This is a genomic window from Sphingomonas sp. (assembly GCF_030145815.1).
In the GTDB taxonomy this organism is placed as follows: Bacteria; Pseudomonadota; Alphaproteobacteria; order Sphingomonadales; family Sphingomonadaceae; genus Sphingomonas.
Window position 1 is genome coordinate 113,951 of record NZ_JAIXHL010000009.1, and the last position, 22,959, is coordinate 136,909.

A 22,959-nucleotide genomic window follows, 5' to 3' on the forward strand; every position below is an offset into this window, starting at 1 on the left:
TCGGAACATCATGTTGCTCACCGACACCCCCGAACCGGTCGCGGAAGACGCCAGGAAAGACCGCTCGACCTCGCTGTTCGATCGGGCGCGGGCGCATCCGTTCATCCTGTTGGTGGTCGTGCCGACGGTGATCGCGGCGCTATACCTGTTTCTGATTGCCAGCGCCCAATATCGCTCGGAGGCGCAATTCGTGGTGCGCGGGCTCGAAAGCCAGTCCGCCCCGGCCAGCGGGGTCGGGCAATTGCTCGGCATCTCCGCCAGCCTGTCACCGGGGCAGCAGGAGGCGCAGAGCATCCGCGAATATCTGCGCTCGCACGACGCGATCCGCGCGCTGCGGGGGCAGGGGATCGACCTGGTCGCCATCTATCGCCGCCCCGGCACCGATCCGCTCTCACGCCTGTGGAGCCCGGCACCGCGCGCCGAAACCCTGCTCGATTTCTACCGCGATCATGTCGATGTGATCTACGACCCCGACGACAATATCACCCGCCTGTCGGTGCGCGCGTTCGATCCCGCAGATGCCCAGCGCGTGGCCCGCGCGCTGCTCGCGCTGGGGGAGAAACGGGTCAACGCGTACAATGCCCGGCTGTTCGACGCCTCGTTGCGCGTCGCCTCGGGCGAATCGCAGCGCGCGCAGGAAGAGCTGGAGTCGATCCAGCGCCAGCTCGGTGGCTTTCGCGAGCGTGAGGGCGACCTTGATCCCGCCGCAACCGGCGCGGGCGGAGGACGCCAGATCGAGGAGCAACAGGCGCGGCTGGATCGCGCCGCCGCCTTGCTCGCGGACATGCGCAGCAAGCTCAGCCCCAACAGCCCGCAAGTGCGCGCGATGGCGGCACAGGTTGCGGCGGCGTCGGCAGCGCTGGACGCGGCGCGGGGACGCCAGACCGGTCAGCCGCAGGCGGTGGCAGGGCGGCTCGGCGAATATGAGGAATTGCGGCTGCAACAGGAGTTCGCGGCCAAGCGCTACGAAACCGCCCGCGCCCGCCTCGAACAGGCGCGCACGCGGGCGGCGAACGAGCAATTGTTCATCGTCGCAGTGGTCGAGCCGAACCTTCCCGAAAAGCCGGCACTGCCCAAGCCGTTCCGGACCACCTTGCTGATCCTGATCGGTTTGAGCGTCGCCTATGGGATCGGCTGGATGCTGATCGCGGGCGTGCGCGAGCATCGCGCTTGAGAGCTGAATTCAGCTGCGCTGAATTGCGGCACCAGCCCGCTCCCCCACCCGGCCACCCATCGACAGGATATTCTGAAATGGGTGGCCGGGTGGGGGAGCGGGCTGGTGCCGCCGAGCCGGCCATGCCGGCTCGGCCGTCAAAAATGCTGCTCCAGCGCACCCTCGATCGAGTCGTAGAAGGTCAGCCGTCCGTCGCTCAACGTCGCGCCGCTGGTGCAATAGGCGCGCAGCGTGTGCGGATCGTGCGACACCATGACCAGCGTACCCCGCTCGCGCCGTTCCATCAGCGCCGCGTGGCAGCGTGCACGGAAACGCTCGTCCCCCGCGGCGGTGATCTCGTCGACCAGGTAACAGTCGAAATCGACCGCGAGCGATGCGGCAAAGGCCAGCCGCGCGTTCATCCCCGCAGAATAGGTGCGGATCGGCATGTCGAGATAGCTGCCAAGCTCGGCAAACGCCTCGACAAAGCCGAGCACCGCGTCGACCGGTCGCCCATAGACGCGCGCGATGAAACGGACATTGTCGGCGCCGGTCAGGCTGCTCTGAAAGCTGCTGCCATAGCCGAGCGGCCACGATACCGACATTTGGCGCTCGACCGTCCCCGAACTCGGCCGTTCCACCCCAGCGATCAGGCGCAACAGCGTCGATTTGCCCGCGCCGTTATGGCCGCAAATCCCCAGCGCCTCGCCGCGCCCGATGGTGAAGCTCGCGTCCTCGAGCACGCGGTGGTGGCCGCGCCGCGTTCGATAGGTCTTGCTCACGCGGTCGAAGCGAATCATCGCGCGACGATAGGCAAGCGCGCGGGCGGAGCACAGGGGTGAAGCGCATCGCGGTCGATCGGCGCGCGGTGCGCTGGCACGAAGGCACCGGCATCGCGCGCTATCGCGCCGGGCTGGCCGATGCCCTCACGCGGCTGCCCCTTGCGGTGGAGCCGATCGGCGATGGGGGCGATGCGGCGGCGCGGGCGGGATGGCGCGACGTGCCGCGCATGCTTCACGGGCGCTCGGCAGCTACCTGCGCCGAACCAGGCTGGCTGGTCCCCGACCTTTACCGCCTTGCCCAGCGCCGCTTCACCGCGACCGGCGCGTTGACGACCCTGACGCTGCCCGACCCACCGGCGATCGTCCACTGGTCGCACCCGATGCCGCTCCAGGTCGCGGGGGCGGCGAACCTCTACACCGTCCACGATCTGATTCCGCTCACCCACCCCGACCTGACCGGCATCGCGCCGCGCCGTCACCGGCGGTTGCTGGAGCGGCTGGCGGGCGTGGCCGCGCAGTTCGTGACCGTGTCGGAATCGGTGCGGGCCGACCTGCGCGCGCGGCTTTCGCTGACGGAAGACCAGGTCAGCTGCTGCTTTCAGGCGGTCGATCCCGGACCGCTTGGCATATTGCCTGCCGGATTGATTGCGGGCGGGTATCTACTGGCGGTCGGTCGCGTCGAATCGCGCAAGAATATCGAAGCGCTGCTCGATGCCCATCGCCGCGCCGCGACCGGGCTCCCGCTGGTGATTGCCGGCCCGGAAGGCCATTGGCGCAGCGCATCGGAGCGCGGGCGCACCCATGCACGGATGGACGGCCCCGACGTGATCCGGCTCGGCTGGCAGGACAATGCGACTGTCGCGGCGCTGATCGCCGGAGCGCGGGCGCTGCTCATGCCGTCGCTCGCCGAAGGGTTCGGGCTGCCGGTGGTCGAGGCGATGGCGCTCGGCGTCCCTGCGCTGGCGAGCGCAACCGGCGCGGCCGCCGAGATTGCCGGGGACGGGGCGCTACTGGTCGATCCACATGACCATTCTGCGCTCGCTGATGCGATCCGCCGGATTTCCAGCGACGTGCCGTTGCGCACCCGCCTGATCGCCCAAGGGCACGAGCGCGCCGCGCAGTTCACCGCTGAATCCTTTGCCGCGCGGCTTGCGGCGCTTTACGAACGCTTTTGGTGAGTTATGAGACCCTTGGGGGCGGGTTCACGATGCGCGTATTGATCGACGGCTTCAATCTCGCGCTGCCCCGCGGCACTGGGGTCGCCACCTATGGCTATCAGCTTGCCGGGGCGCTTAAGGACATGGGCGTGCCGGTCGGGGGGCTTTACGGCCTGCGCGCGCCGTTCAACCCCAAGCTGCGCGATGTCATGTTCTATGAAGCGCTGGGCGGCGAGCATGAAACGCGCAAACCCGGTCGCTTGTCCTTGAGCTGGGTTCGCGAAACGACATTGATGCTGCGCGACCGCCGCGCCCGCGCCATTCCGCAGGACGGTCGCGTGCTCGCACGGCAATTCGCCCACCGGCTGCCCGAATTCGATGGCGGGCTCTACACCGCGCCCGATATTTTCGACCTCGCCGGGCGCAATTTCGCGCGGCTCGGGCTGTTTTCGAACGTGCATGTCCCCGCGCCGGTCGATGTAATGCACTGGACCTATCCGCTGCCGGTCAACCTCTCGGGTGCCGCCAATATCCACACCATGCACGACCTGGTCCCGCTCAAGCTTCCCTATGCCAGCGCCGACCGGAAACGCTATTATTACAAGCTGATGCGCACGGTCGCCCGGCGCGCCGACCGCATCGTCACCGTGTCGGAATCGAGCCGGCGCGACATCATCGAATTCTTCCCCTTTGCCGAGCCCAAGGTCGTCAACACCTATCAGGCGGTGCGCGTGCCCGACGCGGTGCTGCAGGAAAGCGACGACGACGTTGCCGCCGCGATCCACAGCATCTTTAACCTGCCATTTCGGGGCTATTTCCTGTTCTTCGGCGCGATCGAGCCCAAGAAGAACGTCAATCGCCTGATCGAAGCCTATCTCTCGCTCGCGACCAAGACCCCGCTGGTCATCGTCGGTCGCCGCAGTTGGGGCGCGGACGATGAATTGCGGCTGCTCCAGCGTGACGAGGTTCAGCCGCTCAAGGCGACGTTCAAGAATATCCGCCGGATCGATTATCTGCCGCGCGCGCTGCTGATGCGGTTGATCCGCGGGGCAAAGGCGGTGACCTTCCCGTCGATCTATGAAGGATTCGGTCTGCCGGTGCTGGAGTCGATGATGCTGGGCACGCCGGTCCTGACCTCGAATGTCAGCTCACTGCCCGAAGTGGGCGGCGACGCGGCGCTGTATGTCGACCCTTATGATCCGCGCTCGATCCGCGCTGGCCTCGCACAGCTCGACAGCGACACGCAGTTGCGCGCGACCTTGAGCGCGGCCGGGCGGGTGCAGGCGGAGCGCTTCTCGCTCGCGCGCTATCAGGAGCGGCTGGCGCGACTCTATGAAGAGCTGCTCGACGAACGCGCGGCCGCCCAATTCGCGGCCAGGCGCACGGATGGAGTCGCCGCGCATGCGTAGCTTCAGGCTCTGCACGCTCGTCCCGGTGCTGCTTGCGGCATCGGCCTGCGCCACGCTGCCTGCAGGAGCGCCGACCGTGTCGCAGGTGGTGGGCCCTGCGGCCACATCGGGTATCGCCGTGATCGATATCGTCGATACCCCCGCGCCCAGCCAGCCTGTCGCTCCCGCAATGGCTTGGCCGATCGCCGATGCCGCGCCCTGGACCGGCGAGATTGCGGTGGGCGACACGCTGACGGTGACGGTGTTCGAGGTCGGCTATGCGCTGTTCGCCCCGTCGGGGGAGACGAGCGCGCGCGAGGGGGCGGTTCCGGCGGCGGGCGCGCGCACGCTCCCGCGCATGGAAGTGGGCGAGTCCGGGCTGGTCGCCATTCCCTATATCGGCGCGGTCCGCGTCGTCGGGCGCACGAGCGCAGCGGTCGGCGAGGAGATTCGTCAGAAATTGCGCGGCCTGTCGCAACAGGCGCAGGTGGTGGTTGCGATCGAGCGTGGACCGGGGCGCAGCGTCGTGACCAGTGGCGATGTCCGCAACCCCGGTCGTCAGCCGCTGACGCTGGCGGGCGAGCGGCTGCTCGACCTGATCGCGCAGGCGGGTGGGCCGGCAAATCGTCCGGCGGATACGCGCGTGCGGCTGGTGCGCGATGGCCAGGCGGCGGAAATCCGGCTCGATCAGCTGCGCGTCGATAGTCCGGCCAATGTCCGGCTTGCGCCGGGCGACCATGTCCAGCTGATCCGCAGCGTGCGTTCGCTCACCGTGCTGGGCTCGGCCCGCAATGTGGCTGAACTCGCGTTCGACAGCGACACGCTGACGCTGGCCGAGGCGATTGCGCGCTCGGGTGGCCTCGCCGACGACCGCGCCGATGCAACCGGCGTGTTCATCTTCCGCTACGAGGTCGGACCCGACGGCGCGCAAAAGCCGGTCATCTATCGCCTCAACCTGCTCGATCCGCGCAGCTATTTCCTGTCGCAGCGCTTCGAGATGCGCGAAAAGGACGTGCTATTGGTCGCCAATGCGCGATCGGTGCAGTTCGGCAAATTGGTGCAGCTGCTCAACACGCTGGTGACGCCCGCGATCACCGTCGACCTGCTGACGCGATGACACCAGCGGCGCAGCCCGAGGGTCTCGCCTGCCTGATCGGCATCGCGCCGTGGAAACGACGGCGGATCGCCACGATGCTGCGCAACCGCCATGGTCCGGCCATTGCCCGCGACCCTGCGCGCGCCGTCGCGATCGCGCGGGAGCGGGGTGGGGCGATCGGCTGCTGGGCGACGCGGGTCCCGCCGGGACTGGAGGATGCGGCGGAGGACGCGAAGGTGCCGCTCTGGTGGATCGAGGACGGGTTTCTGCGCTCTGCCGGTCTGGGCGCGGCGCTGGTGCAGCCCTGTTCGCTGACCCTCGACAGCCGCCGCCCGCATTACGACCCGACCGGCCCGAGCGATCTTGAAGCGCTGCTCCAGACGGCAGAATTTGGTGCCGCGACCCTGGCGCGTGCCGATGCATTGATCGCGCTGCTGCGGTCGGCGGGACTGTCCAAATACAACCTCTCCGGCGCACCGCTCGACTTGCCGCAAGGGCGTCGCATCGTCCTGGTCCCCGGTCAGGTCGAGGCGGACCAGTCGGTGCGGCTCGGCAATGCCGGGGTGACCGGGATGCTCGACCTCCTCGCCCGCGTCCGGGCCGAGGAGCCCGATGCCTTCATCGTGTACAAGCCGCACCCCGATGTCGTGTCGGGCCTGCGCGCGGCTGGGCAGGGCGAGCGCGACGCCATCGAGCTTGCCGATCTTGTCGCACCTCAGGCCGGCCTGCCCGACCTGCTCGACCGGGTCGATACGGTGCACGTACTCACCTCACTCACCGGGTTCGAGGCGCTGGTGCGCGGGCGCGACGTGGTCGTGCACGGTCAGCCCTTCTATGCCGGCTGGGGCCTGACGCAGGATCGCGCACCGATTGCGCGCCGGACCCGCCGGTGCAGCCTCACCGAACTGGTGGCGGCCGCGCTGATCGCCTATCCGCTCTATGCCAGTGCGCGCACCGGCGCCCCGTGCAGCGTCGAGACGCTGGCGGCGGAGCTGGCGGCGCAAGGATCGGCCCCGCCGCCCGCGCGGTGGCGCGCGCTGGTCGGGCGGCTGGCGGGACAATTCGGCGCCGCGCGCGCCATGAACTGATGGGGATGGAATGAGCGCGAGACCGATCTACGACATCTGGCGGCTGCTGCAGCATCCGCGCACGTTCAACGAGGCGGAGATCCGGTCGCTGTGCCGCACCGCCTATTGCGGCGACTACACCGCGTTGGCGCGCGTGCTGGGTCGCTACAAGATGTTTGTCGACACCCGCGACATCGGCATCTCCAGCCATTTGATGCTCGACGGCTTCTGGGAAATGTGGGTGACCGAAGCGATGCTGCGCAGCGTCCGGCGCGGATCGACCGTGATCGATGTCGGCGCCAATCTCGGCTATTATTCGCTGCTGCTCGCCGACCTCACCGGGGCCGAGGGGCGGGTGTTGTCGTTCGAGCCCAACCCCGCCATGGCGACCCGTGCCCAGCGCAGCGTCGAGATGAACGGCTACGCCCCCTTTGCCGCCGTCCATAACGTCGCGCTTGGGAGCGAAGAGGGCTATGTGACGATGGAGGTGATGACGCATCAGCCCGGTGGCGGTCGCGTGCATGCCTATGAGGGGGAAGGCATTTCCAACGCGGTGCCGCTGCGTCGGCTCGACAGCTTTCCCGATGCGCTCAATGCCGAATTCATCAAGATCGACGTCGAGGGGTTCGAGCAGCAGGTGTGGCGCGGCATGACCGGCATCCTGGCCGGGGGTCAGCCGTTGACCATCTTCATGGAATTCACCGTGTCGCGCTACCCCGACCCGCGCGGGTTTCTGGAGGAGATTATCGGCGAGGGGTTCAGCCTCGAGATCATCGACTATGCTGCCGGGATCCAGCCGACCACGATCGACGCAATCTTTGCCCAGCCGCACAATATCGACCACATGCTGTGCTTCCGACGATGAGGTGCGCGCGACAGCCTCTGTTCATCGCCGCGCGGTCAAGGTGCTGCGCATGCGTGTCTTAGCGGGAGAAGCAGCATGTCGTGGATCGTCTGGCTCGCCATGTCGGTAAGCGGAGCCGGAGCGCCGCTGTCCGTGTCCTGCACCGTTGCGGGGGGCGAAAAGGCCGGGCTGGACGCGCGGGCGGTGTGTGCGCGCTTCGTCGAACAGCTGTCGGCGGCAGCCGCGCGCCCCTATGCGCTGGTGCCCGTCGGGGAGCGATCGGGCGATGGCATGACGGTCTCCCTGCGCGTCGTGCGGTCCGACACCATGGCCGCAGATGTGACGGTGATCGAGCGCGGACGCGCACGTTCGGTCGAAACCCGCATGATTTCATCGTCCGATCGCCCTTTGGGGCTTGACTCCATCGGCTTGCTGGCGCGGGATGTCGCCCGGGCGGCGGCGCTATCGGACTGAAGTGTTACTCGGGGGATTTGCACCGCCTTTTCAAGGATGTCCGGCCGGTCGGATGTCCAGTGAAGGAGGCAGGGCGTGTTCGGAATCTCGACAACGGTTGACGGTGTGACCGACGGTAATTTCGCCGGATTCTCGCGCATCGTCGACGGGTTCGGCGGCGGCGTGCAGCTCGACGGGTCGGTCGGCACCGCGCTGATCCAGCACGCGGAGGTCACGTCCTGCATGTGCGAGGCCTGCGCCAAGGCGCGGCTCGACGACGACGACCTGTTGCCGGTCGAGGTTGCGGAAGACGCGCCGGGCAGCACCAGCTCGACCGATCCCGTGGTGTTCGGCGGCTCGGTCGCGGGTGCGATCGATACCGGCGGCGACCAGGACTGGTATCGCGTCACTCTGACCGCCGGCCAGACCTATACCTTCTGGACCAACGGCGCCCAGGACCCGACCGACACGCTGCTCAGGCTGCGCGATTCGAGCGGCGGCGTGATCGTCACCAACGACGATGGTGGGCAGGACGTGCTGTCGCACATCACGTTTACTGCCACGACCAGCGGCACCTATTTCGTCGATGTCAGCGGGTTCAGCAGCAGTGTTACGGGCTCGTACAGCCTGTTCGCCAGCAATGGCCTGTGGAATCCGGCCGATGCAGTGGCGGACAACCGCACCACCACCGGCACCGTCGCCTTTGGCGGCTCGACCACGGTCAACATCAACGGCCTTGGCGACCATGATTGGTATGCGGTCACGCTGACCGCAGGCACGCGCTATGTGTTCGAAACCTCGGGTTCCGGCACTGTCGATACCTTGCTGATGCTCCGCGATTCCAACGGTGGCGCACTGGGTGAGAATGACGATGGTGGCGCGGGCACCTATTCGCGGCTCGTCTTCACCCCGACCACCAGCGGCACCTATTATATCGACGTCGGCACCTGGCGCGAGCAGGATCAGGGCAGCTTCACGCTGAGCTTCGGCGAAGCTCCGCCGCTCACGGTATGGACCAACGACCAGATCGCCAACCAGCTGACTACGCTATACTGGACGACGCCGCACCATTTTGCGGTGGCCCCGGGCGGCACGCTGACCGTCGATATCACCGGACTGACGGCCAGCGGTCAGACGCTGGCGCGCGCGGCGCTGCAACTGTGGACCGACTTCACCGGCATCAATTTCGTTGAGCAGACCGGCAACGCCCAGATCACGTTCGACGATAATCAGGAAGGCGCGTTCGCCAACGCGTCGTTCAACAGCGCTGGCGTCACATCCAGCGCCACGGTCAACGTCGGCACCGCCTGGCTGACCACCTATGGCACGGGAATCAACACCTATTCCTTCCAGACTTATGTGCATGAAATCGGGCATGCGCTGGGCCTGGGGCATGGCGGCAACTATAACAGCAGCGCCGACTATGCGACCGACGCTGGCTATCTCAATGATGCCTGGATCACGACGGTGATGTCGTATTTCGACGCGCTCGAGAACAGCTATTTCGCCGGGCTCGGCTATACCCGCCAGTTCACGCTGTCGCCGATGGCGGCGGACGCGATCGCGGTTGCCAACATGTATGGCACGGTGACCACGACCCGGACCGGCGACACCACCTATGGCTATAACAGCAACGCCGGCCGCGACATCTACAACGCGTCGCTCTACCCGAATGTCGCCTATACGATCATCGACAATGGCGGGATCGATACGCTCGACTATTCCGGCAACATCTCTAACCAGCTGATCAACCTGCGCGAAGAGGCGTTTTCCAACATCGGTCTCGGCCGCGGCAATGTCGTGATCGCGCGTGGTTCGGTGATCGAGAACGCGATCGGTGGCAGCGGCAATGATTTCATGATCGGCAACGCGGCCAACAACATCCTCAACGGCGGAGCGGGCGCCGATGGGCTGCACGGCGACCGTGGCGACGACACCTATTATGTCGACCGCCTGGACGACATCGTGTTTGAATTCGCTGGCGAAGGCACCGACACCGTCATTTCGACGAGCAACTATTATCTGTGGCAGCATGTCGAAAATCTGACGCTGGCCGAGGGTGCGGGCGATATTTTCGGGGTCGGCAACGACCTTGCCAACACGCTTCAGGGGAATAGCGGCTCGAACCTGCTGATCGGCGGCGGTGGCGACGACATTGTGCGCGGCGGCGACGGGGTGGACTCGCTGTTCGGCGAAAGCGGCAATGACCAGCTGTTCGGCGATGCGGGGATCGATTATCTCGTCGGCGGGATCGGCAACGATACACTGAATGGCGGGGACGGTGCCGATGCGCTCTATGGCGAGGATGGCGACGACATTCTGATCGGCGGGTCCGATTTCGCCACCGACATCCTGGTCGGCGGCGCGGGCAACGATATCCTGCGTGGTGACTCGGGCCTCGGCGATTACGATCGGATGGACGGCGGGTCGGGCGATGACAGCTATTATGTCGATACGCCGAACGATCTGACGTTCGAGGCGGTCGGTGGCGGCACCGATACCGTCTACGCCACGATCAACGGCGCGGGCTATTATCTCAACGCCAATGTCGAAAATCTGGTGTTGGGCGGCAACACGCCGTTCGGCGTCGGCAACGAGCTCGACAACCGCATCACCGGCAGTGCCAGCGCCAACTGGCTGCTCGGCGGCGCGGGCAATGACATCCTCAACGGCGGCGCGGGCAATGACGTGCTGTTCGGTGAGGCGGGCGCGGACACCTTCGTCTTCACCCAGGGCACGGGCGGTGACGTGATCGCCGACTTTGTGGCGGGGACCGACCGCATTGACCTGAGCGCCTATGGCCTGACCTGGCAGACGGTGATCAACTCGATGCACGAAAATGGCGGCACCACCGCCATCGACTTGGGCAATGGCGATTTCATCGTCATCAACGGGGTTGCGCGGGCGAGCCTGTCGCAGAGCGATTTCATTCTGACGGCGTCGAGCGAGCCTGTGGTCAAGAACCTGGCCGACGTTCAGGACGAGATGGTCGGCGTTGACCTGTCGGCCGCGCGCGACGGCGGCATGAGCGCGTGGGAACAGCCGCATGCTGGCTGGTATCTGATCGCCTGACGCGCTTTGCCCGGGCGACCGGGTGAAGTTCGCTGCATCAGGGATCGAAGCTGCGCGTCCCGGGTTGGTTGGCAATGGATAGCCAACCCGGAAGCAGCGCATCGACAGGGCAGGATGACGCGGAGCCGATGCCTCCGGGCTCGGCGCAACATCGCAGCGCGTCTCCGCTGGAGCAGGCCGGCCAATATTTCGACCTGTGGCGGCTGCGCGTGCCGCCACGTCACTTGAACGAGGCAGCGGTGCGCGCGCTGTGCCGCAATGCCTATCTTGGCGGCGACATGGCGGTGTGCCGGGTGCTTGGCCGCTATCGCATGTTCGTCGACACACGCGACGTTGGCCTGTCCACCTTCCTGCTGCTCGACGGTTATTGGGAGATGTGGACGACCGAGGCGATGCTGCGCTTCATCCGACCGGGGATGACCGCCGTCGATATCGGTGCGAATCTCGGCTATTTCACGATGCTGATGGCCGATCTGGTCGGGCCGACTGGGCGCGTGGTGGCGTTCGAGCCCAATCCGCGCATGGCCGAACGCGCGCGGCGCAGTGCACACGTCAACGGCTTCGCGCCCTTTACCCAGATCCACGAAGTCGCGTTGAGCGACGAACCAGGCGACACGGTGATGTTCGTGCCGCCGACCGAACCGAAGAACGCCCATTTCAGCCAGCCCAGCGGCCGCGACGGCGAGATTCGCGTCCGCGTCCAGCGCGCAGATGCGTTCAATGCCCTGCGCGACGCCGATTTCATCAAGATCGATACCGAAGGGGCAGAGGATGCCGTATGGCGCGGCATGGCCGGACTCCTCCGCCGCAACCGCCCACTGACGGTGTTCATGGAGTTCACCCCGGCGCGCTATGCCGACGCGGCGGGCTTTCTCGACACGATCCTCGCCGATGGCTTTGCCCTCCACCGGATCGACTATTTCGATCCCGAAGTGGTCCTGCCGACGACGCGCGAAGCGGTGCTGTCCGCGCCTCCGCATGAGGATCAGATGCTCGTCTTGATCCGGTAGCGGAGCACACCGGGAGGCGCGCCGATTGCCTTCGCCACGGCGGCGGTGCATGGATTGCGGACTCAACCCATTGGGGCCGTTCGATGTTTGCGTGTTCCTTGCCCATTTCGGCGGTCCAGCCTGATGCATGATCGCGTCGCGGCGCTGGCGGGTGACGATCTGCGCGCCACCGCGCACCGGGTGCTGCGCGCCGAACAACGCGCGCTCGCCCTGCTCGACGACAGTATCGACGACACGGTGATCGAGGCGGCAGCGACGATCGCGACCTGTGGTGGCCGTGTGCTGACCAGCGGGATCGGCAAATCGGCGATCGTCGCGCGCAAGCTCGCCGCCACGCTCTGCTCGCTCGATGCTCCCGCGCAGTTTCTGCATGCCGGTGATGCGCTGCACGGCGATCTCGGCGCGATCCGGGGCGAGGATGTCGTGGTGGCGTTCAGCGCATCGGGGGCGAGCCGCGAACTGGTACGGGTCATCGAGCATGCCCGGCATCTCAGCGCCGCGACCATCGCGATCACCGCGTCCAGCCATGCGCCGCTCGCCTTGCTCTGCGACCATGTTCTGCTGATTCCGCACTGCGACGAAGGCAGCGGCGACTATGCTGCACCCATGGCGTCGACGATCGTGTCGATGGCGATGGGCGATGTGCTCGCATTGCTGGTGGCGCAGTTGCGCGGCCATCGGCGGAGCGCCATGCACGCGCTGCATCCCGGCGGCGATCTCGGGCGCAGGCTGCGTCCGCTGGCGCAGATCATGGTGGGCGGCGACCGCCTGCCGCTGGTCCCGGTCCAGGCAATGGGCGCCGAAGTGGTGCGTGAGATTACCGCCAAGGGTCAGGGCATTGTCGGCGTCACCGATGCGACCGGCCAGCTGATCGGCGCGATCAGCGATGGCGATATCCGGCGGCACGCGATGGACGTGGCAACGCTCTCGGCCAGCGCATTGATGACCCCGCACCCGGTCACGATCGACGCCGCCGCCGATGTCGCGCAGGCGCTCGACCTGATGCGCATGCACCGGATCTCGACCCTGTTCGTGGTCGATGCCGGGCGCGCGACCGGTCTGGTCCATATTCAGGATCTGCTGCGTGCCGGCATCCTCTGACGCACCGCCGCCGCGCGTGCTGGTGGTGGTGCCCGCGCGTTATGCTTCGCAGCGTTTTCCCGGCAAGCCGCTCACCCTGCTGCGGGGTCCTGATGGCGTGCCCAAACCGCTGATCCGGTGGAGCTGGGAAGCGGCGATGGCGCTGCAGGATCGTGCTGAAATCGTGGTTGCGACCGATGATCTGCGCATCGCCGATGTCGTGCGCGGCTTTGGCGGTGCGGTTGCGATGACCGCGACCGATCTGCGCAACGGGACCGAGCGCTGCGCCGCCGTGCTGGAGCAGCTGGATGAAGACCCCGATCTGGTGATCAACCTGCAGGGCGATTCGCCGCTGATCCCGCGTGCCGCGCTCGATGCGCTGATCGACGCCTGGGTCGCCGCGCCCGCGCCGGTGCTGACCCCCTGGATCGCGTGCGACGGTGCGCTGGGCGGACAATTGGTTGCAGATCATCAGGAGGGCCGGATCGGTGGCACGACTGTCGTTGCCGATGCCATGGGTCAGGCGCTCTATTTCTCCAAACGCCCGATCCCCTATGGGCCGGGCGACGGGTTGAAGCTGCATCTCGGCCTCTATGCCTATACCCCTGCGGCCTTGCGTCGCTATGCCGCGCTCCCGCCGGGGCCGCTCGAACTGGCCGAGGGGCTGGAGCAATTGCGCTTCCTCGAACATGGCACCGCGATCCGGTTGGTCGAAGTGACGCGCCCGCCCGCGGGCTTCTGGGAAGTCAACAATCCCGCAGACGTGACGCTGGTCGAACGCGCTTTGGCGGTGCGGGCATGACGGACGCTTTCCCCCGGCGCCATTCCCCTGTATTTGCTGAGGCCGGACCGGGGACTGGCGTGGCGAGATGATGAATTTGCGAAGCCGCCTCGGCGAATCCGAACTGCGCGATGCGCTGCGGCGCGTGCGCGGAGGGCTGTGGGGGATCGTGGCGCTCAGCGCGATGGTCAACATCCTGATGCTGACCGGATCGATCTATCTGATGCTGGTCTATGACCGGGTGCTGCCGGGGCAGCATCAGGCGACCCTGATCAGCCTGTTCCTGATGGTGATCGTCGCCTTTGCCTTTTATGGCGCATTCGACGTGATGCGCGCGCGCATGCTCGCCGATGTCGCCGCGTCGCTCGACAACAGCCTGATCGGGCGGGTGCAGCAGATCGAGGGGCGCGTCGCGCTCGAACGGCCTGATGCGAAGGAAATGGTCAGCCCGACCCGCGATCTCGACCAGCTGCGCAGCTTCATCGCCAGCGCCGGGACGCCCGCGCTGATCGACCTGCCCTGGATCATCTTCTTCCTGCTCATACTGACCATGGTCCATTACTGGCTGGGCGTGGTGACGCTGCTGGGGATGCTCGTGCTGGCGGGCCTGACCGCAGCGGCCGAGCGGATCAATGCCCGCCACCTCGCCGCCGTGAACGAAGCTGGCGCACGCCGCCGCAGTCTTGGCGACCGGCGCTGGCGCCATGCCGAGCTGATCGCCAGCCTCGGCATGCGTCAGCGGATGGTGACGCAGTGGCAGGGCGCGCACGCGACCTTCCTGCGCGAACAGGCAGCATTGACCGACGCGACCTCGACCCTAACCGGGGTCAGCAAGGTGCTGCGCATGTTCCTGCAATCGGCGGTGCTGACCGTTGGTGCGGTGCTGGTGATCGATGGCAAGGCGACGGCGGGGATCATCTTCGCCAGCTCGATCCTCGCCGGGCGCGCGCTTGCCCCGGTCGATGCGGCGATCGCCAATTGGCGCGGCTTTGTCGGTGCGCGGCAAAGCTGGTCGCGGCTGTCGAACCTGTTGCGCCAGCTCCCCGCCCCAGTGCAGGCGCGCACCAGCCTGCCCCCGCCCAGCCAGACGCTGTCGGTCGAGCATCTGACCCTCACGCCGCCCGCGGCCACCCGCACCACGGTCAGCGACGCCAGCTTCCGGCTGCAGGCGGGGCAGGCGGTCGGCATCCTGGGCCCCAGCGGTTCGGGCAAGTCGTCGCTGGTACGCGGCGTGATCGGCGCGTGGAAGCCGGCGCGCGGCCATGTGCGGCTCGACGGCGCGACGATCGATCAATGGGATCCCGACGAGCTCGGCGCACATATCGGCTATCTGCCCCAGTCGGTCGAGCTGTTCGCCGGCACGATCGCGCAGAATATCGCCCGGTTCGAACCCGACGCTCCGCCCGACCTGGTCTTCGCGGCGGCGCGTGCGGCGGGGGTGCATGACCTGATCCTGCAGCTGCCCGATGGCTATGACCTTGAGGTGGGCGAGGATGGTGGCCAGCTGTCCGCCGGCCAGCGCCAGCGCATCGCGCTCGCCCGCGCGCTCTATCGCGACCCGTTTCTGGTGGTGCTGGACGAACCCAACTCCAATCTCGACCATGAAGGTGAAACGGCGCTGATCCGCGCGGTGGAACAGGTGCGCGCGCGTGGCGGCATCGTGCTGATGGTCGCGCACCGGCCGGCGATCCTCGCCGCGGTCGATCTCGCCCTGTTCATCCGCGGCGGCACCGTCCAGGCATTCGGTCCGCGCGACGAGGTGCTGGCCAAGGTCACGCGCCCGCGCGGCGCGGCCGAGACGGCGAATGTCGCGGTTCTCCCGCAACGCGGCGGATCGGCATGAACGCGCACAGCCCGATCGACGACGATGCGGCCTATGAACTTGCCGATCCCCGCGACGCCGACGCGCGGCTTCAGCGTCGTACCCGCCGCGCCTTCGCCCTGATCGGCTTCCTCGTGTTCGGCCTGTTCGGCCTGTCGGCGATCCTCCAGGTCGGCGGCGCGGTGATCGGCATGGGCGAGGTCGTCGTCGATTCGAGCGTGCGCGTGGTCAGCCATCCCAATGGCGGGGTGCTGCGCGAGGTGCTGGTGCGCAATGGCGATCGCGTGCGGCAGGGGCAGCTGCTGGTCCGGCTCGACACCAGCGTCACCCAGGTCGGGTCGGAGTCGGCGTCGCAGGGGCTCGAGCAGCTGCTGATCCGCCGCGCCCGGCTTGAGGCGGAGCGCGACGGCGCGGCCAGCATGCGGCTTCCGCCCGAGCTCACGCGCAGCGGCGACGCGCGGGTGCGCGAGCTGATCGCCCGCGAACAGGGGCTGTTCGCGCTGCGCCGGGCCGAACTGAGCGGCACGCTCGACCTGCTGCGCCAGCGGATCGAGCAGCTCGACAGCGAAATCGCCGGCTATCGCGTCCAGATCGACGCCGCCGACCGCCAACTCGTGCTGATCGAGCCCGAGCTGGAAGGGCTGCGGCGGCTGCACGAAAAGCAGCTGGTGACGATCAACCGGCTCAACAGCGCGGAGCGCGCGGCGGTGCAGCTGGAGGGCAGCCGCGCAGCGCTGCAATCGAACATCGCGCAGGCGCGCGCACGCATCGCCGAAACGCGCGAGCAGATCCTCAACGTCACCAAGAATATGCGCAGCGAGGCCGCGACCCAGCTCGCCGATGTCGTCGCGCAGATCAACGAACAGCAGGTCCGTGTCGCGACCACCGCCGACGCATTCGCCCGCAGCGAGGTGCGCGCCCCGCAATCGGGCACGGTCGACAAGATCGCCTATACGACCGTCGGCAGCGCGGTCCCCGCCGCCCAGCCGATCCTGCAGATCGTCCCCGACCGCGACACGCTGGTGATCGAGGCGCGGATTCGCCCGCAGGACGTCGATCAGGTGCGCACCGGCCAGGACGCGCGCATCGTATTCTCCGGGCTCGACCGTCAGGCGACGCCCGACATACCGGGCAAGCTGATCTTCGTGTCGCCGGAGCTGACCCGCGACGATGCCACCCGCCAGTCCTTCTACCGCATCCGCGTGCGCGTCGATGCGGCGGCGCTGACGCGTAATCCCAATATCGCGCTCAAGGCGGGGATGCCGGCCGAAGTGTTCGTCTCGACCGGCAGCCGATCGATCCTGTCCTACCTTACCAAGCCGCTGGTCGATCAGCTCCGCTACGCGCTGCGCGAAGGCTAAGCGGCACGGAACGCCCCGGCGCGCTGCGGTGTTGTAGCGGCATGGACAGGAAACGGATCGTGGCGCTGCTGGTGCCGGTCGTCACTCTCGCTGCCTGTGGGCAACCCGACCCGCAAGCCGTCACACCGAGCCCGACGCCGACGGTGACCGCGCCGTCCGCGCCAGCTACTCCAGCCTCCCCGACACCGGCCACAGCGGAACCTGCGCCCGCCGTTGCGCCGACCCCGGCTACAGCGTCGCCCACCCTTACCCCCGACGCAGAGTGGGGCGAAACCGGCGCGCGCGATGTCCTGCTCGATTTCGCCCGCGCCATCGAATTGGGGCGCGTCGATCAGGCCTGGGCGCTGCTCAGCCCCGCCGATCGGCGCAAATGGACCCGTCCGGCGTTCCGCGCGCTGTTCGCGGACCTTGACCGGCCGACCGTCGCGGTCCCGACGGGCGTGATCGAAGGGGCGGCTGGGTCATCCTACTACACCGCGCCGGTCACCATCACCGGCACCGATCGGTCCGGGCGACCGGTACGGATCGAGGGGGAGGCGGTGTTACGCCGCGTCAACGATGTCGACGGATCCACCCCGGCCCAGCGCCGCTGGCACTTCCAGTCGCTCAGTCTCGACTGGACGCACTGACCGACCCCACGTTTCCGACTCGCAAACGTCACCGGGCGCTGGCATCCGGGGATCATGCGAAGCCTGATCCTCCTCGTCGCCGCCACGATCGCAGCGCCCGCCGTGGCGCAGCTGCGCGCCGTGCCGACTCAGCCCGACTCGGAAGCAGCCGCGCTGCGCGGGGTCGAGGTGATCCTGATCAACGAAGGCACTGCCCCGGTCGCGGCGGAAGGGCCGCGCACGATCGAGGTGACCGCAGCCGACGGCACGCGTCTGATCCTTGAACGCCTGCCTGCACCCGCCGCAACGATCGCGCCGGGCAGCTTTGCGAAAGCGCGCTACGTGCCCACCGGCTATGCCGCCCGTCCGGTGACCAAGCCGCTGCCCGGCGCGCCGCTGCCCGCCGGGGTCGGCGCACCCTGGACCGCCGACGCACCCGCCGCCGCACCGCGCAGCGCCGAGGCGGGCGAGCGTGAGGCACCGACATCGTCCGGCACGCGATCGGGCTTTCTCGACCGGTTCACGCCGCACGAACCTGTCTATGGCGCGTTCGGCCTGGGCGATTCGGGCGGCAAGCTGCAGGTCAGTTTCGCGTTTCAGCCGATCGGTGGCGACGGCGCGTTCAGCCATCTGCGCTTTGCCTATACCCAGACGATGTTCTGGCGCCTCGACCTGCCGTCCGGGCCGTTCACCCACACGACCTATTCGCCCGAAGTCTATGTCGAGCGCGCGGTCGATCCGACTGCGACGATTGGCCTTGGCTGGCGGCACGATTCGAACGGGGAGGGCGACGCCACCTCGATCGATTCGAACCGTATCTTCCTGCGCGCGACCAAGGCCTTCGACCTGGGTGACAATTGGCGCGCCGAAGTGACGCCCCAGGCCTGGGTCTATGTCGGCAAACAGGGTGTCGCCCCCGATCTCGACCGTTATTGGGGTAATGGGTCGCTCGGCCTCACGCTGGTCAAGCCCGACAGCCTCAAGCTCGCGCTCACCGTGCGCGGCAGCCCCGAGAGCGGGCGCGGCGCGGCGGAACTGTTCGCGTCGTACCCGCTGGCGCGGATCAGCGACAGTCTCGGCTTCTATCTCTTCGCCCAAGGCTTTACAGGTTATGGTGAAGCACTTGACGATCATCGCCGTCGCGACAGCCATGCGCGGATCGGGATCGCCCTGACGCGATGAATTTGTAGGAGAGACCCATGCGCCTGAAGCTCGCTCTTGCCGCCCTGATGCTGCCGCTGACCATGCCGGCCAGCGCCGCACTCGCCCCGGGGGCCAAAGCACCCAATTTCACGGCCAAGGGCGCGATCGCCGGGCGCGATTTCACCGTGAACCTGGCTACGCAGCTGAAAAAGGGGCCGGTGGTGCTGTATTTCTTCCCCGCCGCCTTCACCCCCGGGTGCAGCGCCGAGGCGGCGGCGTTTGCCGCAGCAGTCGACGATTTCAAGAAAGCCGGGGCCGTCGTGATCGGCATGTCGGCCGATCCTGTGGATAAGTTGCGCGACTTTTCTGCCAAGGACTGCGCCGGAAAATTCGCCGTCGCCAGTGCCAGCCCGGAAGTCATCCGCGGCTATGACGTCGCGCTGGGCCGTCAGATTGGGGGCCGCGACGCCACCAACCGCACCAGCTACGTGATCGCCCCCAACGGTAAGATCATCTACGCGCACAGCGACCTCAGCCCGGCGGACCATGTGCGCAACACGCTCGCCGCCGTGCGCCAGTGGCGGGCGACCCGGAAAAGCTGATCCGTAACTGGGCTGGCTCGTTTCACCGGATATTAGCAGTTCCGGCTTAAGTCCGGTGCCGAACGGAGCGGCGCAATGGGTGGGCCCCTTGGTGAAACGGAGGACGGGTTGGTGAGGCTGGCGAGGGCGTCACGTGTGGATGAGGCCGGGGATCCCGCGCGTCAGCTGTACGATCGCATCGGCCGGTTCCTCTTCGACCAGCGGCTCGAACCGAGCCCCGCCAATTTCGCCTTTGCCTGGCACCTGCTGCACGATCCCGATGGCGCGCTCGCTAAGGCGGTCGCGAACCTGACCGAGGGTGGTGTTCGGCTGACGCAGCGCGACATCGAATCGCTGGGCTGCGAACCGCCCGCCAATGCCGCCAAGGCACGTGAGAAGGTCGATGGCCTGGTCGCGAAGACGCAGATGCAGGTCGAGGGCTTTCAGGACATGGTGCAGGCGATGCGCGCCGAGACCGCCGGCTTCGGTCGCGACCTCGCCGCCAGCGCCGACGCGATCCGCCGATCGGGTGACGGACCAGTCGGCGTCGCGCTCGAAGAAGTGTCGCGCATCACCGGCGCAATGCTGGAGCGCGTGCATCGCGCCGAATCGCAGCTGGAAAGCGCGACGCGCGAAGCGAGCGAGCTGCGCAGTGCGCTGGAAGAAGCGCGCGACAATGCCCGGCGCGACGCGCTGACCGAATTGCCCAACCGCCGTGCGTTCGAGGAAGCGTTCAGCGCGCAGCAGGCGTCGGGCGCGCGGCTGTGCATCGCGGTGTGCGACGTCGATCATTTCAAGTCGGTCAACGACCGTTTCGGCCATGCCGTGGGCGACCGCGTATTGCGCACCATCGCCCAGGCGCTCAGCGAAACCTGTGTCGGTCACCTCGTCGCACGCCATGGTGGCGAGGAATTCGCAATCCTGTTTTCCGGCATTGGTATCGCCAAGGCGCGCGACATCATGGAACATGCGCGGTCGATGGTGGCGTCCAAACGCTATCGCCTGCGCGAATCCGACCTGCCGATCGGGGAGATTACGTTCTCGGCGGGCCTCACGCGCGTTCATATCGGTGAATCGCTCGCCGACAGCTTCGCGCGCGCTGATGGCAAATTGTACGAAGCCAAGCATGCCGGGCGGAATCGCGTGATCGGCGGCTGATCATTGGGAAATTACGCCAACCGGCTAGGGATTTTTTCCCAATCTTCCCGACAATAAAATTACAATTCCTTGTAAATCAGTGACTTATCGAAACTGGCACGGTCCCTGCAATCTCTCTGGCATCCCCGGCGGACTGATCCACCGGGAAGCAAAAGAGGGAAAAACATCATGGCACTCCGTTTCGAAAACTTCGCCCGCTCCGCCGTCGCTCTGGTCGGCGCTGCTGGCTTCACCCTGGTGATGATCGCCAACACCGTCAGCCTTGGCCCGGTCGCCTGATCCGCTGCAGTCTCACAGGGAGTAGATAAAATGGTTCGTCAGTTCTTCGTCGCGCTCGTGTCGCTCGGTCTCACCGCCGCCATGGTCGCCACCACCATCGCACCCCAGTCGGCAGGCTTCATCGCCTGACCGGCGGGGTGCGCCCCCGCTTCACGCGGGTCGCGCATCCTCCGCCTGTGCGGGTTCGCCGTCCCCGCGCCTGATGAAGCTGATCCGCCCCTCGGGCTCCAGGATCGCCCAGGCAACATCGCGGACATGGGCAATGCCCGCCAGCCGCATTTCCGATTCCACCTCGCGCCGCGTCAGCCGGTCGCGCTTCAGATTGGCCTCGATCAGCGCGCCGTCGCGAATCAGCACGCGGGGCTCGCCCTCGATCGCCCGCTCCGCGCGCGGCCAGCGATAGCTGACCCAGCCGAGCACGCTCGCCCAAAAGGCAAAGGTCGCGATCGCCAGCGTTGCCCCGGTCAGGCTGAAATCATTATGCGTGACCCCCTGCTGGATCAGGTCGCCCAGCACCACCAGCATCACCAGCTCGAACGGCGTCATCTGCCCCAGTTCGCGCTTGCCCATCAGGCGCAGCAGCCCGAACAGGATGGCAAACATCACGCTGGCCCGGATCACGATATCCATCAGGGTAGCACCGTGATGTGCAGCGGGATCGCCGCCAGTGGGCGCTCGCCATCCAGCACGGCGATCTTCCCCTCGGTGCCGGCGAACAGCGGCGGGTTGATCTGGCCGTCGATCTTGATGTCGAGCGTTTCCCCCGGCTTGAGCGGACCATAGTCGAAGCGGAACCCACCGTCCTTGACCGATTCTTCGCTCGGTGCGGGGATCATCGTGTTGATGGTCATATCGCGCCACAAGGTCGCATCGACCGCGATCACTGCCTTCTCGATCGGTGCGCGCGCGGTCACCCGAACCAACGTTTCGAAAAACACCCCGTTGCGGACCACACGCGGCGTGCGGACTTCCAGCGTGGCGGCATGGGTAGTGGTAGTGAGCGGTCGCGCCTTGCCGCCGCCGAACACACCCAGCAGCGCCGCGATCATCAGCGCACTCAGCAGGATCAGCGCTAGCCACCGCCGCCGACCGCGCCCCGTCCCGGTTGTCGGATCGGCATGCGCCGGGACGATGCCGTCGGGATAAGAGGGGGCGGGTGCATCGCTCATCCCGACCGTAACGAACGGCATGTCGCCCGGTTGCGCGGAACCGCTTGCGCCACGCCCGGTTGATACGCCGGGCGGGGCACGACTGGAGCACAGCATGACCGACACCGCCGAAATGATCCACGAAGACGCGCTGCCGGGCGAGGAGCGGACGCTCGATCCCAAGCCCGAATGGCAGCCGCGCTATCCCGGTTCGGGGCGGCTCGACGGCAAGGTCGCGCTGATCACCGGCGCGGACAGCGGCGTCGGCCGCGCGGTCGCGGCACTGTTCGCGCGCGAGGGCGCCGATATCGCCATCCTCTATCTGCTCGAAGACGCCGACGCCGAGGAGACTAGGCGCATCGTCGAGGCAGAAGGTCACCGCGCGATCCTGATCAAGGCGGATGTCGGGTCAAAGAAGATGTGCGACCGCGCCGTCGCGCAGACCATCGACGCCTTCGGACGGCTCGATGTCCTCATCAACAATGCCGGCGAACAGCACCCCGACAAAGACATTCGCGACATTACCGAAGAGCAATTGCTCCGCACGTTCCAGACCAACATCTTCGGCATGTTCTATTTGGTACAGGCGGCGCTTCCACACCTGAAACCCGGTGCCGCAATCGTCAATTGTACATCCGTCACCATGTACCAGGGCTCGGCCGAGCTGCTCGACTATTCGAGCACCAAGGGCGCAATCACCGCCTTCACCCGCTCGCTGTCCGAAAACCTGATCGAAAAGGGCGTTCGCGTGAACGCCGTCGCGCCCGGCCCGATCTGGACGCCGCTCAACCCCTGTGGCGGCGCGTCGCCGGAAAAGCTTGAAACCTTCGGCGAAGACACCCCGATGGGTCGCCTGGGCCAGCCCAATGAGGTCGCCTCCGCATTCCTGTTCCTTGCCTGCGAGGATGCCAGTTACATGTCGGGACAGGTGCTGCATCCCAATGGCGGGATCATCGTCAACGGATGATCCAACGGG

21 protein-coding genes are annotated in these 22,959 nt (G+C 67.0%); 18 read left to right on the forward strand and 3 right to left on the reverse strand.

The features are described 5' to 3' along the window. Positions 1–10: 10 nt before the first annotated feature. The gene (locus KYX69_RS09930; protein ID WP_300496649.1) at positions 11–1,174 is read left to right on the forward strand and encodes a lipopolysaccharide biosynthesis protein; all 1,164 of its coding nucleotides are present in this window, start codon (positions 11–13) and stop codon (positions 1,172–1,174) included. Between the two features lie 137 nt (positions 1,175–1,311). Here the strand turns inward: KYX69_RS09930 and KYX69_RS09935 are convergent, their stop codons facing one another. After that, a complete protein-coding gene (locus KYX69_RS09935; RefSeq protein WP_300496651.1) occupies positions 1,312–1,953 on the reverse strand; it encodes an ABC transporter ATP-binding protein in 642 nt (213 codons plus the stop codon). Positions 1,954–1,991: 38 nt separating this feature from the next. Between KYX69_RS09935 and KYX69_RS09940 the strand changes: the two genes are divergently transcribed. The 16 genes from KYX69_RS09940 to KYX69_RS10015 all read left to right on the forward strand — a co-directional run bounded on the left by KYX69_RS09940 (position 1,992) and on the right by KYX69_RS10015 (position 20,556). After that, positions 1,992–3,113, forward strand: a complete 1,122-nt coding sequence (locus KYX69_RS09940; protein ID WP_300496652.1) for a glycosyltransferase family 1 protein — start codon at positions 1,992–1,994, stop codon at positions 3,111–3,113. Next, the gene (locus KYX69_RS09945) at positions 3,110–4,501 is read left to right on the forward strand and encodes a glycosyltransferase family 1 protein (RefSeq protein ID WP_300496654.1); all 1,392 of its coding nucleotides are present in this window, start codon (positions 3,110–3,112) and stop codon (positions 4,499–4,501) included. Before KYX69_RS09940 ends, KYX69_RS09945 begins: the two co-directional genes overlap by 4 nt. Continuing rightward, positions 4,494–5,597 carry a polysaccharide biosynthesis/export family protein gene (locus KYX69_RS09950; RefSeq protein WP_300496657.1) on the forward strand — a complete coding sequence of 368 codons (1,104 nt, stop codon included), beginning with the start codon at positions 4,494–4,496 and terminating at the stop codon, positions 5,595–5,597. The genes KYX69_RS09945 and KYX69_RS09950 overlap by 8 nt, the downstream gene beginning before the upstream one ends. Next, positions 5,594–6,664, forward strand: a complete 1,071-nt coding sequence (locus KYX69_RS09955) for a hypothetical protein (protein WP_300496660.1) — start codon at positions 5,594–5,596, stop codon at positions 6,662–6,664. The genes KYX69_RS09950 and KYX69_RS09955 overlap by 4 nt, the downstream gene beginning before the upstream one ends. 10 nt (positions 6,665–6,674) lie before the next feature. Then, positions 6,675–7,508: an FkbM family methyltransferase gene (locus KYX69_RS09960; RefSeq protein WP_300496661.1), complete on the forward strand. Its 834-nt coding sequence runs from the start codon at positions 6,675–6,677 to the stop codon at positions 7,506–7,508. A gap of 75 nt (positions 7,509–7,583) precedes the next feature. Beyond that, complete coding sequence (locus tag KYX69_RS09965) at positions 7,584–7,961, forward strand: hypothetical protein (protein ID WP_300496662.1); 378 nt, start codon at positions 7,584–7,586, stop codon at positions 7,959–7,961. A gap of 75 nt (positions 7,962–8,036) precedes the next feature. After that, entirely contained in the window at positions 8,037–11,012 is a 2,976-nt protein-coding gene (locus tag KYX69_RS09970; protein ID WP_300496664.1) for a M10 family metallopeptidase C-terminal domain-containing protein, read from the forward strand. A 74-nt stretch (positions 11,013–11,086) separates the two neighbouring features. Continuing rightward, positions 11,087–12,022 (forward strand): FkbM family methyltransferase, encoded by a 936-nt coding sequence (locus KYX69_RS09975; RefSeq protein ID WP_300496666.1) that lies wholly within the window; start codon positions 11,087–11,089, stop codon positions 12,020–12,022. Between the two features lie 123 nt (positions 12,023–12,145). Then, complete coding sequence (locus tag KYX69_RS09980; protein ID WP_300496668.1) at positions 12,146–13,123, forward strand: SIS domain-containing protein; 978 nt, start codon at positions 12,146–12,148, stop codon at positions 13,121–13,123. Further along, positions 13,107–13,904, forward strand: a complete 798-nt coding sequence (locus KYX69_RS09985; protein WP_300496670.1) for a 3-deoxy-manno-octulosonate cytidylyltransferase — start codon at positions 13,107–13,109, stop codon at positions 13,902–13,904. Before KYX69_RS09980 ends, KYX69_RS09985 begins: the two co-directional genes overlap by 17 nt. Before the next feature lie 70 nt (positions 13,905–13,974). Beyond that, complete coding sequence (locus KYX69_RS09990; protein WP_300496672.1) at positions 13,975–15,726, forward strand: type I secretion system permease/ATPase; 1,752 nt, start codon at positions 13,975–13,977, stop codon at positions 15,724–15,726. Next, positions 15,723–17,066 carry an HlyD family type I secretion periplasmic adaptor subunit gene (locus tag KYX69_RS09995; RefSeq protein ID WP_300496675.1) on the forward strand — a complete coding sequence of 448 codons (1,344 nt, stop codon included), beginning with the start codon at positions 15,723–15,725 and terminating at the stop codon, positions 17,064–17,066. The genes KYX69_RS09990 and KYX69_RS09995 overlap by 4 nt, the downstream gene beginning before the upstream one ends. Positions 17,067–17,107: 41 nt before the next feature. Beyond that, positions 17,108–17,695: a hypothetical protein gene (locus tag KYX69_RS10000; RefSeq protein WP_300496676.1), complete on the forward strand. Its 588-nt coding sequence runs from the start codon at positions 17,108–17,110 to the stop codon at positions 17,693–17,695. Positions 17,696–17,749: 54 nt separating this feature from the next. Then, positions 17,750–18,856, forward strand: coding sequence for a phospholipase A (locus KYX69_RS10005; RefSeq protein WP_300496679.1), 1,107 nt, complete (start codon positions 17,750–17,752; stop codon positions 18,854–18,856). A gap of 17 nt (positions 18,857–18,873) precedes the next feature. Beyond that, the gene (locus tag KYX69_RS10010) at positions 18,874–19,419 is read left to right on the forward strand and encodes a peroxiredoxin (protein ID WP_300496680.1); all 546 of its coding nucleotides are present in this window, start codon (positions 18,874–18,876) and stop codon (positions 19,417–19,419) included. A gap of 135 nt (positions 19,420–19,554) precedes the next feature. After that, positions 19,555–20,556, forward strand: a complete 1,002-nt coding sequence (locus KYX69_RS10015) for a GGDEF domain-containing protein (protein WP_300496683.1) — start codon at positions 19,555–19,557, stop codon at positions 20,554–20,556. Positions 20,557–20,985: 429 nt separating this feature from the next. On the opposite strand, the gene KYX69_RS10020 is transcribed toward KYX69_RS10015, so the two are convergent. Together KYX69_RS10020 and KYX69_RS10025 are read right to left on the reverse strand one after the other, a co-directional pair. Next, positions 20,986–21,465, reverse strand: coding sequence for a DUF421 domain-containing protein (locus KYX69_RS10020; protein ID WP_300496686.1), 480 nt, complete (start codon positions 21,463–21,465; stop codon positions 20,986–20,988). Further along, the gene (locus KYX69_RS10025; protein WP_300496687.1) at positions 21,465–22,025 is read right to left on the reverse strand and encodes a hypothetical protein; all 561 of its coding nucleotides are present in this window, start codon (positions 22,023–22,025) and stop codon (positions 21,465–21,467) included. Before KYX69_RS10025 ends, KYX69_RS10020 begins: the two co-directional genes overlap by 1 nt. Positions 22,026–22,098: 73 nt before the next feature. On the opposite strand from KYX69_RS10025, the gene KYX69_RS10030 reads away from it, so the two are divergent. Next, on the forward strand, positions 22,099–22,950 hold the full coding sequence (locus KYX69_RS10030; protein ID WP_300496689.1) for an SDR family oxidoreductase: 852 nt from the start codon (positions 22,099–22,101) through the stop codon (positions 22,948–22,950). The last annotated feature ends 9 nt before the right edge of the window (positions 22,951–22,959 follow it).

Excerpts from the sequence above, each read along its gene's own strand:
- KYX69_RS09960 (WP_300496661.1), top strand. The coding sequence starts at position 6,675 with ATGAGCGCGAGACCGATCTACGACATCTGGCGGCTGCTGCAGCATCCG.
- KYX69_RS09935 (WP_300496651.1), bottom strand. The coding sequence starts at position 1,953 with ATGATTCGCTTCGACCGCGTGAGCAAGACCTATCGAACGCGGCGCGGC.
- KYX69_RS09980 (WP_300496668.1), top strand. The coding sequence starts at position 12,146 with ATGCATGATCGCGTCGCGGCGCTGGCGGGTGACGATCTGCGCGCCACC.
- KYX69_RS10030 (WP_300496689.1), top strand. The coding sequence starts at position 22,099 with ATGACCGACACCGCCGAAATGATCCACGAAGACGCGCTGCCGGGCGAG.
- KYX69_RS09995 (WP_300496675.1), top strand. The coding sequence starts at position 15,723 with ATGAACGCGCACAGCCCGATCGACGACGATGCGGCCTATGAACTTGCC.
- KYX69_RS10000 (WP_300496676.1), top strand. The coding sequence starts at position 17,108 with ATGGACAGGAAACGGATCGTGGCGCTGCTGGTGCCGGTCGTCACTCTC.
- KYX69_RS10020 (WP_300496686.1), bottom strand. The coding sequence starts at position 21,465 with ATGGATATCGTGATCCGGGCCAGCGTGATGTTTGCCATCCTGTTCGGG.
- KYX69_RS09955 (WP_300496660.1), top strand. The coding sequence starts at position 5,594 with ATGACACCAGCGGCGCAGCCCGAGGGTCTCGCCTGCCTGATCGGCATC.
- KYX69_RS09990 (WP_300496672.1), top strand. The coding sequence starts at position 13,975 with ATGAATTTGCGAAGCCGCCTCGGCGAATCCGAACTGCGCGATGCGCTG.
- KYX69_RS09950 (WP_300496657.1), top strand. The coding sequence starts at position 4,494 with ATGCGTAGCTTCAGGCTCTGCACGCTCGTCCCGGTGCTGCTTGCGGCA.
- KYX69_RS09975 (WP_300496666.1), top strand. The coding sequence starts at position 11,087 with ATGGATAGCCAACCCGGAAGCAGCGCATCGACAGGGCAGGATGACGCG.
- KYX69_RS10005 (WP_300496679.1), top strand. The coding sequence starts at position 17,750 with ATGCGAAGCCTGATCCTCCTCGTCGCCGCCACGATCGCAGCGCCCGCC.
- KYX69_RS10010 (WP_300496680.1), top strand. The coding sequence starts at position 18,874 with ATGCGCCTGAAGCTCGCTCTTGCCGCCCTGATGCTGCCGCTGACCATG.
- KYX69_RS10025 (WP_300496687.1), bottom strand. The coding sequence starts at position 22,025 with ATGCCGTTCGTTACGGTCGGGATGAGCGATGCACCCGCCCCCTCTTAT.
- KYX69_RS09965 (WP_300496662.1), top strand. The coding sequence starts at position 7,584 with ATGTCGTGGATCGTCTGGCTCGCCATGTCGGTAAGCGGAGCCGGAGCG.
- KYX69_RS09930 (WP_300496649.1), top strand. The coding sequence starts at position 11 with ATGTTGCTCACCGACACCCCCGAACCGGTCGCGGAAGACGCCAGGAAA.